A 12766-nucleotide genomic window follows, 5' to 3' on the forward strand; every position below is an offset into this window, starting at 1 on the left:
GCCGTCCCCTGACCAGCCACGAGGTCGTGGTCAACACGATCGGCGCGACGACGACCCGCACCGGGCTGACCGTCCACCCCGACGACCTCCATGCCATCACTACCGGCGCCCTCGACCGGCGGCTCTACACCATCGTCATTCCCCTCCTACGCTCCCGCGCCGACGCGGGCGACCCGGAGGCTGCCTACCAGTTGGCTGAGCTGCTGGCCGTGGCGGGGGATCGTGACGAGCTGCGCGCTCGCGCCAACGCCGGCGACGGGTACGCCGCCTACCGGTTGGCCAGGATGCTGGCCGCGGCGGGGGATGATCGGCTGCACCGGTTCGGGTTTGACGTGCACGGGGAGATCGCTGACGGGCCGGCCTGGTAGCCGCTGGCAGGGATCACCCGCGGGGGACACGCCCCGACCGCGCTCTCTGGTGCCCGGTAACTGCTTGCGCATCCCAGGCCCCAGACCCCCGGCCAGCCCCCGGGGAGCGTCTTACCGGGCTGGGTGGCCGCAGCGCGTGCGGGTGCGGCTGCTGCGGGGTGCGGGGGTGCTGGCAGCACATCGGCCGCACCGCGTTGTCGATGCCGCTGGCCGGGTCGGTGTCCTGGCAGGTCCAGGAGCAGTAGGCGTGGGCGGCCCACGATCGGGAGCAGGATCTCCTCCACGCACCAGCGGCACACCCTCGGCACGGGCCCATCCTGACCGGGGCGACGCCCGCGGTGATCCTCCGTCCGGGGTCAGTCCTCCCGCGTCGAGTGACACGGTCAGCTGAAACCACGGGATCTGTGCGGCGATGGCCCCGAGGCGGACCGCCGACGTGATCACCATTGAGGAGAGGGCGGTCACTGGACGGGAGCGGCTGCTCGGGGGCGAGTATCCGGCGAATGATCGCGATGGTGGCTCCCGGTCGCCCCTGTATCGAGCGTTCTGATGCGGTACGCAGCGACTGCGCGACTCTCCGGCCCCGACCGGCTGGGAGTCGCCGATTAATAACTTCCGTTTTTGATGTTGCTTGGATCGATCAGGCTGGTGAGGTCCTGGACGGTGGGCGCGGTGATCGGTGCGGGTTGGATCCGCCGGTCGAGGCCGTCCAGGACCGGGGTCATCTCGTGGATCGCGTCGCCGACAGCGCCGCGTGGTGAACCCAGCAGGCGGGTGAGGGCCTGCTGCTGGGTCTTCCAACGATGGTGGATCAGGGTGACGAGCAGCCGGTCGGACAGCGACAGGGGCCCGCGCCGCAGGACGCGGTGACGTGCGCGTTTGTGGTGCAGGCTGATCGGCGGGTGGTCGAGGATGTACTGCTCGGCGGCGGCGAGCAGGGCGGTGAACTCGCCCGGGTCCATACCGGTGATGGTCGGATGGTGCAGCCAGTCCGGGGCCCGGTCGTCGGGCTGGCCGGTCTCGACGTACCGGGACGCCGGCGTCGAGACGGTGCGGGGTGGCGCCGGGACGAGGGTGTAGTTCCACTGGCCGTGCCAGTCATGGGCGGTCAGCGCCAAGGCGTCCATGACCTCGTCGGGCACGGTGAGACCGGTTGGGTAGGCGCCGGGGTCGAGTTCGGCGTGGACGGTCAGCCCGGTGCGGGTCGTCGTCGCGCCGATCGTGTTGACCACGACCTCGTGGCTGGTCAGGGGACGGCCGCGCCAGTTCGTGCTGATCCGGGAGAACAGCCGGTGTTCGATCTTGTTCCATTTCGAGGTGCCCGGCGGGAAGTGGCACACGGTGATCTGAAGGCCGGCTGTGCGGGCGAGGTCGGCCAGTTCCTTCTTCCACGCGCGGACTCGGTAGCCGTTGGCACCGCCGGCGTCCGCGGTGATCAGTAGCCGGGTCGCGGTCGGGTAGCGGTGGCGCCCTTCGCCGTCCCACCAGCGGCGCAGGGTCGCGACCGCGAACGCGGCGGTGTCCCCGTCGCAGCCGACCGACACCCAGCCGGTGTCGGCGGTGAGGTCGTAGACGCCGTAGGGCACCGCCTTCTGGGCGTTCTTCTCGGGGAAGTCATGGGCGCGGACCCGCACCGGCTGCCCGGCGCGGTGCCATTCCCGGCCGGCGACGGCGTAGTCGCCGAGGACTTCCTTCTTCTTCGTGTCGACGCTGACGACCGGCTGCCCGGCCGCGGTGAACTCCTTGACTCGCTCGTTGATGTAGCGGAACTGGCCGTCGCGGTCAGGGTGCCGGGCGCCCTCGGTCGTGCGTGAAGTGCCCTGCAGGCTGAACCCCTGCGCGCGCAGCAACGCGCCGACCGTGTCCGCGCCGACCGGATGCCCGCCGGCGGTCAGCTGCTCGGCGAGCCGGCGGGTGGACTTCACCGTCCACCGCAACGGTGACTCCGGATCCCCCCGCTGGTCGGGCTCGACCAGTGCCAGCAGCGCCGCCACCAGCTCCGGGTCCTTCTCCCGCAGCGCTTTGCGGCCCGCGCCCGGCGCGCGCACCCGGCCCGTCGGGACGGCGCCGGACTCCAGCTCGGCCACGCCACGCGAGACCGTGTCCTGCGACACCCCGGCCGCCCGGGCCACCAGACGGATCCCGCCATGCCCGAACGCCCGTGCGTCCGCTCCCAGCACCAGCCGGCGTTGCCGCTCGTCCAGATGCGGCAACAGCACCGCGAACTTCTCCGCGAGCACCACCTCGTTGATCCGCTCCACGCGCCGGACCATCCCACGATCAACCACGTAGATCAAACACCGGAGTTATTTTCCGGCAGCTCCCAGGGGGGAGGCAGGGGATGCGGCCGGTGCCGCGGCCGCCTTCGAGACGCTGCTGACCGACGTGGTGCGGGTACTCGGCCCCGACCACCCCGACGCCCTCAACAACCTCGCCCGCTGGCGGGGGAGGGCAGAAGGGTCCGGAAAAGACCTTCCATGGCGTGAAGATCAGCGACCAGTGTCCGTCCCGGAAACGGTCAGTTCCGGGACGGGCGACGATCAAGACGCCGAGGGGCCCGAGTAGGCCGAAAACCGTCCCGAAAAGTAGTCCCGAAACCTCATGTCATTCCGACAGTATCGGGATGGTTTTCGGACGACGATCGCTGTTCGATGGTGGCAGCGGCGTACCGGTCTGGGTGTTTGCGTGTCCCCGCTCGCCGGGCGGGGACACGCTGGGTGGCTATCCGGCGAGTCGGAGTGCTGGCCGGTGGGGTGTGCCAATGATGGGTCAGTTGGTGGTGGTCGGGGTCAGGCGGCCCTCGAAGGTGATCGCGAGGGCGTTCAGGGCGGGCTTCCATCAGCTCGCGCGCACCGGTCGTCGTGCATCACCCGATACGGACCACTTCGGGAAGCTGGTACACGGCGAATGGGGCGCCGATGACCGGCGCGGCCACGTTACGGACCTCTGTGCCGGCGGGCGTTACGCCGACTTCGGTCCCGTAGTGCGCGTGGCCGTGCAAGGCCAGCCTCACCTGTCGCCGCTCGTCTGGGACCAGATTGTGCGGTGGGCCGCCGCCCATCTCGTCGTTCGGCGTACCGGTCGTATGGAGGTCTTCTGTCTTGCGTTCCGCCCAGGACATGGGTTCGCCGTCGATCGCCGCGCCGAGCAGGTGGCTGCCCAGGAACGGGTATAGCTCCAACGGCTCACCCACAAGGGTGTCGCGGGTCGGCGCGTAATGCGTGAGCGCCACCTGCAGGTCAACGTCAAGCTGCCCCAGCGCGTGCCGCAATGCCTGCGCGGTCGTCGCGGCGTGGCGAGCGAACGCCTTCATCTCCTCTTCACAATGCTTGGCGACCGTGTAGCCGGCGAAACCTCCACCGAATCCCTTGACGCCGGCAATCCCAACCTGTCCCCCAGCAGTGTCGACGACCGTTGCGGTCCCCTCCAGCACGGTCACGCCGGCATCGGTCAACATCTCGGCAAACGCCGTTTCTTCGCCGCGATCGTAGTCGTGATTGCCGAGAACGGCGATCACTGGCAGATCCAGCCCACCGAACAGATCGCACACCTCCGCGGCGGAATCGGTCCCGCCGTCCTGGGTGAGGTCGCCGGCGAGAAGAAGGAGGTCGGCCACCTCGACCGCGCGCCGATACACCGGCCGCAGTCGGGCCGCAGCCCCGGGCCTAGCATGCAGATCTCCGACAGCTGCGATTCGAACCATGGCCCGATCTTCCTTGAAGCTCGCCCGCAGAACACTGGATTGGGGTAGGCGTGATGCCGGCCGGCGACGCGCCGACGAGCTTGGCCCGCCAAGGCCACGCGCAGCCGCGAGGGGAACCACCGACGCGAGTAGCCACGGGGAGCGGGGGTCACCGACTCCGCGCGGCTGCTCGGGGAGGAGCACCCGGACACCGTGGCGGCGGTTGCTGCGTTGCGGGCGTGGCAGACCGAAACCTAGTTCGATCTTGTGGGTGTCGCCCGGGTGGTGTCTGGTTGGGGTACCCCAGATGGACATGCCGCCGTCACCGCACCACCCAGCACAGACGAGTTCGGACATCGACAGGAGGATCGGACCGTCTCACTGAATCCAGGTGGCGGCGGCCCTCACCTGCAACCAGGTCATGCGCCGCTGCTCCTCCTGCACGGCGAGAAGCGCAAAGCCGGCCTGTTCGATGATGTTCAGCAGGTCGTCACGGTCGTGGTGCACGAACCAGCGTCGGAGCGGGACCGACGGTGGATAGTCGTCCCGGTAGGGAGCGGCTTCCCAGCCCTCGCTGCCACCGAGGGACGTGGACAGACTCAGCACCCCACCGTTGCGCAGCAGCGATCGCCAGGCGCGCAGCGTGCTGGCGACCTCGGGGCGTGGGACATGCAGCAGTGCGGCGTTGGACCACAGGCCGTGAAAGGCCGCCGGTTTCAGAGGCGGGCGGCGGATGTCGCCGGCGGCCGCACGGCCACCGGCGGCCTGCGCCAGCCGTAGCATCTGCTCGGACAGGTCGACGCCGACCGCGGCCATCCCGGCGTGGGTGAAGACCGCGAGGTCACGGCCTGGCCCGCAACCGAGATCCGCGATCAACGCCGCGGCCGGTAGCAGGTCGAGGAAACCTGATCTCCACGCGGCCAACTCATCCGAGACCTCTGCGGTGCGGACTGCATAGTCCCGGGCGATGCGGTTGTAACTGGTCCTCGTCGCTGCGGCGGGGTCACGGTCATCGCCGCTTTCCACACGTGGGACTGGAACGGCAGGCATGGTCTCTTATCCATCTCCTGGGGGCTGGAGTACAGAGCCTGATCGCCGAGGCGATCGGGCGGCAAGCCAGTGGACGCGGGAGGAGACGGACTGAGGCTTGAGCTCGACTACGAGGACGGCGCGGCCCACCGTGCACGCGGGTCCGGACACCGGCGCAGATGTCTTCGGACATCGACAACGCCGCCAACAATCATTTTGAAACGGGCCGCTCGATCCGCCGGGCGAGAAGGCTCCTGCCCGGCGGATCGAGGGCATTTCTGCGACCAGGCCACACCGGCGGTTACGCAGAACGGAACACCGGGGCTGAAACCATGTGTTCACCGGTCGACAAAACCGGGTTCCTACTCCTTGATAAGGAGCCACGGGTCGAAGGTGGCGCGGGTGCCGTCCATCGCGAGAACCAGCGAGTACTGCTGGTAACCGGTCGTTCCGCGGGCCTCGACCCGGCCCTCCCAGTAGTCGCCGTCCGGCGTGCTGACCAGCTTCGGCACACAGGTGCCGTTGTTGATGATCTGGCCGGTGAACTCGGCGATCTGCACGTCGTTCGACGGCGACACGGGCACGACGTTCCAGGCGACGAGCTGCCCGTCACGACAGGCGGTGCTCAGCCCCTCCTGGCCCTCGCCGCTGGAGCCGAAGTGCTTGTTCGTGTCGACGAGGTAGACATTGTCGCCCAGCGAGCCGGCGAGCGCACCCTCGACGTCGACGACAACGAGAACATTGACCGTCTTCACGGTTCCTCCGCGCAGTGTGGGAATGTGAACGGAACGACGTTCGTACGATAATTATGGATCTTTTGTTTCGCGCCCTTGTTCCTTCCAGGGGGAAGGGTAGCACGATGGTGCCAGACATCGAAGGAAGTTCTCCGTATCGGGTTGACCGGCGTACGGGAACGGCCCCACGGCACTCGAGGGCCGGTAACGGAATGTAAAGCGGCGGGGTGAGGTAACCGGGACTCGTGAAAGTCGCGCCGCGCGCCGATGCTGGTCAGCAGATATTGACGAGCCGGAAAGTGAAGCCCTCGACGGCTCCTTCCCTCACCCTCGGTCACACCCGGCGGCGGCGCGCACGCACGGCAGATGTCGACCCGGCCGGGGACGTGGTTCACGCCGAGGACGATGGCGTCGCCACAGCCGTACTGGCCGGGGACCTCCGCCAGGTCGTCGTCGGTCAGGGGAGCGGGATCGGCCATGGTGCCGATGCTCCCGTGTGTTCCGCACCGGTGACGCGGCCGGCGACCGATCCGGTGAGGACCAGGTGTCCCCGGGAGCACGCGAGGGTGGGCAGGGTGGCGCGGGCGACGAGAGCGGTGCCGTAGACGTTGGTGAGCACCATCTCGCGCCACTGCTCGGGGAGCCGGTGGCGTGCAGGAACGAGGTGGGGGTGAACACGCCAGCGTTCGCGAACACGGCGTCGAGGCGACCGAATGCATCCTGGGACGCGGCACATCTGGCACCTCGTTCCCCCTGGGACCCCGGCGTGCAGACGAGTTCGGACAGTGACACGACCCGCACGAGAAGCGTCAGATTAGAGTCCTCGGCGAGGTTTCTTGACGTGTGTCTGCTCGGTTCTTAGAGTTCAGCCTGACAGTTCGGGGTGCGGAAGGGGCCGGGGCGGATGCGGGTCGGCTACATCAGGGTCAGCAGCGTCGACCAGAACACCGTGCGCCAGCTCGACGGGGTCGACGTCGACCGGGTGTTCACCGACCGGGCATCAGGGAAGGACACCGCCCGACCGAAACTCGAGGAGATGCTGGCGTTCGTCCGCGACGGCGACACCGTGCTCGTGCACTCCATGGACCGCTTGGCGCGCAACCTCGACGATCTGCGCCGCGTTGTGCGGACCCTGACCGGCAAGGGCGTACGGGTCGAGTTCGTCAAGGAGAACCTCACCTTCACCGGCGAAGACTCCCCCGTGGCCACCCTGCTGCTCTCCGTCATGGGCGCGTTCGCCGAGTTCGAACGCGCCCTCATCCTCGAACGCCAACGCGAAGGCATCACCGCCGCCAAGCAGCGCGGCGTCTACACCGGCCGCACACCCGCCCTCACCCCCGAACAGGCCAACCAGCTCCGTGAACGCGCCGCCGCCGGTGAACGCAAAACCGACCTCGCCCGCGAGTTCGGCATCAGCCGCGAAACCGTCTACAGCTACCTACGGACCACAGCCGTCGCCGGCGTCACCGGCTGAGTCAGGTCGGCCTGTAGGGGGGTAGGGTACGCGCGTCGGGATCTACTTGGTACTTGGTGACACGGACCCGAGCCCCGGGGCCGAGGACAACGACCCGGTCCCGCGAGTGCGGCTGACGATGACGGTCGGCATGGGCTACTGCGACCCGCCGCCGCGCGAGTGATTCTCAGGCGGTCGCCTGGTCACGACGCGGCGTTGGTCGCCGCGTCGTCGTCTGGTCGACTCCGGTCAGCGGCCGGTCCTGTAGCCGGGTGCGCAGCGTGAGCCGGCGGTAGTCGGGGTGCAGGTGTGTTTACCGGCGAGACGCCCCTCGGACCGCCCACGGTTCGCCCGGTGCCGGTGCTCCTGTCGTGCGGTCGGCGGCGACCGTCTTCACGCCCAGCTTCGGCTTGTTCCGGGACACCGTGCCGGGGGATCCCGGTCAGGTGTCCGGTCCGTCGGGCCAGCGCGCAGAGGACCGCGACGGCGGCGAGCCCGGCTGCCAGGGCGGCAGGATGCTCGACGAGGAGCTCGCCGACCGGTTCGAGCGGGTTTCCTGACGTCAGGCCGGTCCGTTCGGCGAACCAGGTTGTCGCGAGCACTGCCCCAAGCGACGCGACCGCGGTCCGCAGTGCCGGGTAGACGACGGTGCCGCTGATCACGATCAGTGACGGCATCACCAGCGCTACGACGACCAGCTGGGTGATCTCGATGCCGAGGTTGAACCCGAGTAGCGTCGTGAGCAGACTCCTACGGCTGAGGTCGAACTCGCCCAGGAGCGCGGCGAACGCCAACCCGTGCAGCAGGCCGAACATGCCGGCGATCAGTACCTCGCCGCGGCGTACCAGGGGGCGGAGGGCGTGGATGGCCGAGACCAGGACGGATAGGGCGATTCCGCTCTCGACGAGCCGGGTGGGCAGGTGTATCCAGCCCATCGCGCCGAGCGCCAAGGTGATGGAGTGACCGACGGCGAATGCCGTGACGACGTGCAGGACGCGCCAGCCCGCGCGCCCGAGATCCTGGCGGCGCGCCCACCGACGCCCGGTGGCGGCCAGGGGGGCGGGCAGCAGCAGCATGACCAGGAACAGCAGGTGGTCGCTGCCCTCGCTGATGTGGTCGACACCGAGGTGGACCGCGGACACGAATCCCCGGCTCTCGGACGCCGGGCCTGTGGTCGACGACGACAGGGCGGCCACAGGAACCGACTGGGTCTGCCACGACAGCATCGCCAAGGTGGTGTACGAGCCCGTGCTCCCGTAACGAGCCGAGACGAACACCCGGTGCGAGACGAGCTTGTCCATGACGGCGTCGTAGTGGAGAACGAAATCCCCCACCCTGCCCGAGCTCGGCGTCAGGGTGGCGTCGAGGACGAGGTTGTCAGCACCGTCGATCGACTCGACCCGCCCGCCGATGACGTGGGTCGTCCACGTCTGGCCGGTCGAGTCCGTCGCCGATATGTCGTCCTGCACGTAGGCGCGCAGCGCGGTCACCGTCGCGTCGTCGAGCACGTCGGCCGCGGTGAGTTCTTCGTTCATCGCGATGCTGAGCTGGTCCAGGGGCAGGTCGACGGTGGCGGTGACGCTGCGCTCGCCGACGTCCAGTCGCACCGCGGAGGTGCTGAGCGGGTGCGCCGAGGCCTGCGGCGCGAGCGCGAGAACGACGGTCACGGTGCCGGCGAGGAGACCCAGGGCGCGTCGCATGCCGGTCAGCACGGGTGCTTGCTCCGTCTCCGTGGCGGCCGATCACGCGCTGGGGTTGGTGCTGCCGTAGTCGTCGTTCTTGTCGCGGTAGACCCCGTGGTAGTGAACGTTCGGGGTGCTTTGGCTGCGGGTGTTGACGAGCTCGATCCACACGCGGGGTCCGTCGATGCGCAGGTAGGTGCTCTCGCCGTCGATGGTGTCGCTGTTGGCGAACGCGACGTAGGTCTGGTCGAGCTGGGACTTGTAGGTCTCCATCAGCGAGGCGGCGACGCCAGGGGCGGCGTCGTCGACCCAGGCGCCGATCGCGTCGAGGACGAGCTGCTGCTGGTCCGTGGACAGGTCGCTGACGGCCACGCCCTGGGTCTCGGGGAACTCCCCACTGTCCACGCCTGGGCCCATCAGGATGTCGTCGATGGTGTCGGACAGCTCGGCCTGGGATTCCTGCTCCTCGCTGAGGGAGTCGAAGACGTCGAACAGGGTTCCGGCCTTCTCCTTCATGGGCTCCACGTCGGTGCTGCCGATCGTGAAGGACTTCGGCTCGGTACCGGTGAAGTCCGGTGTGATGCTGGCCGTGGTGCCCTTGTAGGTGTAGTTGCGGGCCAGATGGTGGCCGCCGAACTGGACCATGAACGAGTCGCTGGCCGAGGGCGTGCCGTAGATCGCGATGTAGTAGTCGGTGTCGGAACCGAAGCTGTCGGTCCCGGAGGCGCTGTTCTCGTGGAGCCAGTCGTCGGCCTCCTGGATCGCCTGCACCTGGGCGTAGCCCTCCGCGCTCAGCATCGTCTTCACCAGGGCCATCGCGGCGGCCTTGGCGTCGTCGTCGAGGTCGGAAAGCGCGACGCCCTTGCGAGGCACCTGCTGGGCCGGGAAGTTGGACCAGGTCTGTCGGGACTCGTTGTCGGTGAAGTCGTAGCTGACCTTCGCAGCGGTGTCCGAGTCCAAAGTCGCGAGGAACGCGGTGGCGGCGGTCACAACGTCGGTGGTGTTCGCATCGGAGCCGTTCTCGCCGTCGGTGTCGAGGTCGACGGCCGTGAAGGTCTGCAGACCACCGCCCGGGCCCCCACCGCCAGGGAATCCGCTCGGCGGGCCCGAGGAGCCAGCGGTCGAAGACGAGGAGGCGTCGGTGCTGGAGTCGCTGCCGCAAGCGGCGACCGTGGAGAGCAGCGCTGCGGCCGCGATCGGCGCGACGATGCTGCGACGAAGCTTGGTCATGGATCCGTCCGTTCCGTGTCAAGGCGGGTCCGACGCCCACCAGGCTGGTCACCCCAGCACCCGAACACTGCGAGTCCTACCTGTGAGCCCGCTGTGCTTCTCCTGTAGGCCTGATGTGGTGATGTCGCGGGCTCCCGTCCAGCAGATCACCGACGAGTTCAGCGTCACCCGCCCCACCGTCTACCGCCACCTCGCCCGCACGACCGCCCCAGCCCAGTAGCCACCCGGGCCGCTCGCGGTCGCAGCGATACCGGACGCTGATCACGAGCGCGAGGAGCCTCCCACGGTTTGTCCCGGTCTCCGTCCCGCGCTGCGAGAGATCCACGATGCCGTTGTCAAAGCGCGGGATGAACTGGACCTCAAGGGCAGCGGCACCGCCAGCACGGAGACGACTCGCCGCACGTTGAGGGGCCTCACAGTCCCCCGGTGGCCAGCCGTCTACGCCATCGCGGTGGCGCCGGCCAAGCTGTCCGGCCGCGACCTCGAAGGCGGTCGGTGGCCCGAGGATCTCGGGCAGGGACCCAGTTACCTCACCGTCCTCAACCAGCGGTGGAACGACGCGCGAGATGAGGAGCCGACGCCACCAGCTCCAGCTCCGGTGATCGATCCCTGGGCCGCGCCCGCGGGTGGCTACGGCGACGAACCACCATTCTGATCTTGCCGGGAAGGGATCATTTTTCGACAAGATCACGTCGAGGTGCGGGACGGTGCCAGGCAGACGACGCCGGGTCGCCGCGCGTTGGCCGACTCGCGTCACCGGCAGGAAGGTACGGCCGTTCGGGGATCGTGTCCGTGTGCAGGCTGGGATAGGTCGGTCCCCATCGGGTGCTGCCGGTGTGTGGTGTTTTGCCTGCAGACCGACAGCACCCTGGGGGACGCTGAGTGGTGAAGTAGCTGCGGCCCGACACCTCGGGCGTGAGGGAGAGATCTGGCCATGCGCGGGATTCGTAACACCGCAGTCGTTCTGGGAGTCCTGGTCATGCTGGCGGCCTGCAGCGTCAAGATCAGGAGTGACGTCAAGAGTGGACAGGCGCCTGGGGACGTGCCAGCCACTCTGGCAATCCCGCCGGACGCCGCCGCGCCGGATACGGCTGGCGGGCTGACCCGCAGTCGAGACACCGAAGCCAAGATTCCCGACCTGTTGGCGCAGGCGCGGGAGCAACTGCCGGCCGACGTGGTCGCGCTCAGCAGCATCACGTTCGCGGTCTACCACCAGCCCGGTATCGACCTGCCCAACGGCGACATCCTCCTCGTCCGCGGCGCGCTCACCGACCCGGACACCCTGCTCGCAGCGGCGCGCAGCCGGCCCGGCCAGCAGGGCCCGCCCCTCGACGTTGACCTCGGAGCAGGACTGCGAAGTGTGTGCACACAGTCACCTGACGCAAGCGGTTATCTTGCGTCGGTGTGCGTCTGGGTAACCGCCGACAAGTTCAGCGAGATCAGACCGCTTGTCCCCACCACCGCACCCGTTGCACCGCCGACCACTGCAGAACTGGCCGAGCTCATGCAAAAACTGCTGCCGGACCTGCAGTAACGCTGCCGAGAACGAGAGGCCCGTCGGTCAACAGCTCCGGACCCCCAGCACCCGGGAAGCGCTCACTTCGACACTGGCCACCAGAGTAATCGATCATCACGTGAGGGCCGGAACCGCGGCGCATAGCCTGGTCGCCACCCCGCGGCCCCGCCTAATCGACGGGGCCGCGCCGGGATACCGGGCAGGATCCGGCCAGCACGCACCGCGAGCAAGACCCCAACAGCCGCCAGCTATTCGTGCACAACACGCCACATGAGGGCGCTTCGGCAACGTAGCGGGACATCACGTCACGCAAACAGCACGAGAACCGGCTTGTGCCCCTCCAGGAAGACGAAAACGCGCGTTTTCGATCCTGCGCGCCAAGCTGGTCCGGCGTCGTGAAGACGCCGGACCAGCTCACGGGCTGAGGTCCAGCAGGCGCACTGGCTGGCCCGCCCACCGGTCCGGCGCCGCCGTCGCGATCACCGCACCCTCCGGACGCTCCGGAGTGGGCTCGGCCGCATAGCGGACGTGCGCCGGCGCCCAGCCGGTATCGCGTGCCACCGCGAGCGCGGCCGCCAGGTCCAGCTCCACGATGGTCACCGCCGGCAGCGCGGCAATGTGCTCGGCGGTCCCCGGCCGGGCGCGATCCGCCTCCACCAGCGCACACGCCGGGGCGTACAGGAAGTGGCCCGGCACGGTGTGAGCACGCTGGATCAGCCGGGATGCCAGCACATTGCCGTAGCCGGCCGAGACCATCGCCGTCTCATCCAGCACCACACGCAACGCCTCACTCACCGCCCCAACGCCCGCGCCAGCCGACGATCCAGCTCGGCGTCGGCCTGCGCGGCCTCCTCCTCCGTCGGGTCGTAGCCACTCCACTCCCGCAACACCGCACGGGCCCGCTCAGCGCGCTCAGCGCGCTCCGCCGGCGTCAACACCGTGCTCGCCAACCGCGCCAGATACGCCCGCAACGACAACCCCTCCGCCGCCGCCACCTCCGCCAACCGATCCCGAGCCTCCGCCGGAATCCGCACATTCGCATCCGCCACCACGGCCCCCTCCCAGTCCACTC

The 12766-nt window shown here is 68.8% G+C and carries 13 protein-coding genes and 2 pseudogenes; 6 read left to right on the forward strand and 9 right to left on the reverse strand.

Features of this window, described 5'->3' with window-relative positions; all coding sequences use genetic code 11:
- Nucleotides 1–368, forward strand: a 368-nt coding sequence (locus FMEAI12_RS03000; protein ID WP_146776622.1) for a hypothetical protein, incomplete at its 5' end; no start/stop codon positions are given.
- Nucleotides 369–973: 605 nt separating this feature from the next.
- Here FMEAI12_RS03000 and FMEAI12_RS03005 read toward each other — a convergent pair.
- Nucleotides 974–2641 carry an ISAzo13 family transposase gene (locus tag FMEAI12_RS03005; RefSeq protein WP_112104894.1) on the reverse strand — a complete coding sequence of 556 codons (1668 nt, stop codon included), beginning with the start codon at nucleotides 2639–2641 and terminating at the stop codon, nucleotides 974–976.
- Between the two features lie 52 nt (nucleotides 2642–2693).
- Here FMEAI12_RS03005 and FMEAI12_RS39670 point away from each other — a divergent pair.
- Nucleotides 2694–2933 (forward strand): annotated as a pseudogene (locus FMEAI12_RS39670) (hypothetical protein); the annotation flags it as partial.
- Nucleotides 2934–3234: 301 nt separating this feature from the next.
- Here the strand turns inward: FMEAI12_RS39670 and FMEAI12_RS03015 are convergent.
- From FMEAI12_RS03015 to FMEAI12_RS39675, 4 genes and pseudogenes are all read right to left on the reverse strand, one after another.
- Nucleotides 3235–4071 carry a metallophosphoesterase gene (locus FMEAI12_RS03015; protein ID WP_112104896.1) on the reverse strand — a complete coding sequence of 279 codons (837 nt, stop codon included), beginning with the start codon at nucleotides 4069–4071 and terminating at the stop codon, nucleotides 3235–3237.
- Between the two features lie 357 nt (nucleotides 4072–4428).
- The gene (locus FMEAI12_RS03020; RefSeq protein WP_112104897.1) at nucleotides 4429–5100 is read right to left on the reverse strand and encodes a bifunctional 2-polyprenyl-6-hydroxyphenol methylase/3-demethylubiquinol 3-O-methyltransferase UbiG; all 672 of its coding nucleotides are present in this window, start codon (nucleotides 5098–5100) and stop codon (nucleotides 4429–4431) included.
- Nucleotides 5101–5441: 341 nt separating this feature from the next.
- Complete coding sequence (locus FMEAI12_RS03025; protein ID WP_112104898.1) at nucleotides 5442–5834, reverse strand: hypothetical protein; 393 nt, start codon at nucleotides 5832–5834, stop codon at nucleotides 5442–5444.
- A gap of 493 nt (nucleotides 5835–6327) precedes the next feature.
- Nucleotides 6328–6527: pseudogene (locus tag FMEAI12_RS39675) on the reverse strand (SDR family NAD(P)-dependent oxidoreductase); the annotation flags it as partial.
- A 190-nt stretch (nucleotides 6528–6717) separates the two neighbouring features.
- Between FMEAI12_RS39675 and FMEAI12_RS03035 the strand changes: the two are divergent.
- Nucleotides 6718–7287, forward strand: coding sequence for a recombinase family protein (locus FMEAI12_RS03035; protein ID WP_112104899.1), 570 nt, complete (start codon nucleotides 6718–6720; stop codon nucleotides 7285–7287).
- 182 nt (nucleotides 7288–7469) lie between these two features.
- On the opposite strand, the gene FMEAI12_RS03040 is transcribed toward FMEAI12_RS03035, so the two are convergent.
- Together FMEAI12_RS03040 and FMEAI12_RS03045 are read right to left on the reverse strand one after the other, a co-directional pair.
- On the reverse strand, nucleotides 7470–8978 hold the full coding sequence (locus tag FMEAI12_RS03040) for a HupE/UreJ family protein (protein ID WP_235013635.1): 1509 nt from the start codon (nucleotides 8976–8978) through the stop codon (nucleotides 7470–7472).
- Nucleotides 8979–9008: 30 nt separating this feature from the next.
- Nucleotides 9009–10178 (reverse strand): DUF3500 domain-containing protein, encoded by a 1170-nt coding sequence (locus FMEAI12_RS03045; protein ID WP_235013636.1) that lies wholly within the window; start codon nucleotides 10176–10178, stop codon nucleotides 9009–9011.
- Between the two features lie 121 nt (nucleotides 10179–10299).
- On the opposite strand from FMEAI12_RS03045, the gene FMEAI12_RS37680 reads away from it, so the two are divergent.
- From FMEAI12_RS37680 to FMEAI12_RS03055, 3 genes are all read left to right on the forward strand, one after another.
- On the forward strand, nucleotides 10300–10398 hold the full coding sequence (locus FMEAI12_RS37680; RefSeq protein WP_235013637.1) for a helix-turn-helix domain-containing protein: 99 nt from the start codon (nucleotides 10300–10302) through the stop codon (nucleotides 10396–10398).
- 183 nt (nucleotides 10399–10581) lie between these two features.
- Nucleotides 10582–10833 (forward strand): hypothetical protein, encoded by a 252-nt coding sequence (locus FMEAI12_RS03050; protein WP_146776623.1) that lies wholly within the window; start codon nucleotides 10582–10584, stop codon nucleotides 10831–10833.
- A gap of 279 nt (nucleotides 10834–11112) precedes the next feature.
- Nucleotides 11113–11712, forward strand: coding sequence for a hypothetical protein (locus FMEAI12_RS03055; protein ID WP_146776624.1), 600 nt, complete (start codon nucleotides 11113–11115; stop codon nucleotides 11710–11712).
- Between the two features lie 396 nt (nucleotides 11713–12108).
- Here the strand turns inward: FMEAI12_RS03055 and FMEAI12_RS03060 are convergent, their stop codons facing one another.
- Both FMEAI12_RS03060 and FMEAI12_RS03065 read right to left on the reverse strand, forming a co-directional pair.
- Complete coding sequence (locus tag FMEAI12_RS03060; protein WP_200835171.1) at nucleotides 12109–12489, reverse strand: hypothetical protein; 381 nt, start codon at nucleotides 12487–12489, stop codon at nucleotides 12109–12111.
- A complete protein-coding gene (locus FMEAI12_RS03065) occupies nucleotides 12486–12743 on the reverse strand; it encodes a hypothetical protein (protein ID WP_165938640.1) in 258 nt (85 codons plus the stop codon). Before FMEAI12_RS03065 ends, FMEAI12_RS03060 begins: the two co-directional genes overlap by 4 nt.
- Nucleotides 12744–12766 lie beyond the last annotated feature (23 nt).

Origin of the sequence: Parafrankia sp. Ea1.12 (assembly GCF_900465275.1) — a bacterium.
Classification (GTDB): domain Bacteria; phylum Actinomycetota; class Actinomycetes; order Frankiales; family Frankiaceae; genus Parafrankia; species Parafrankia soli.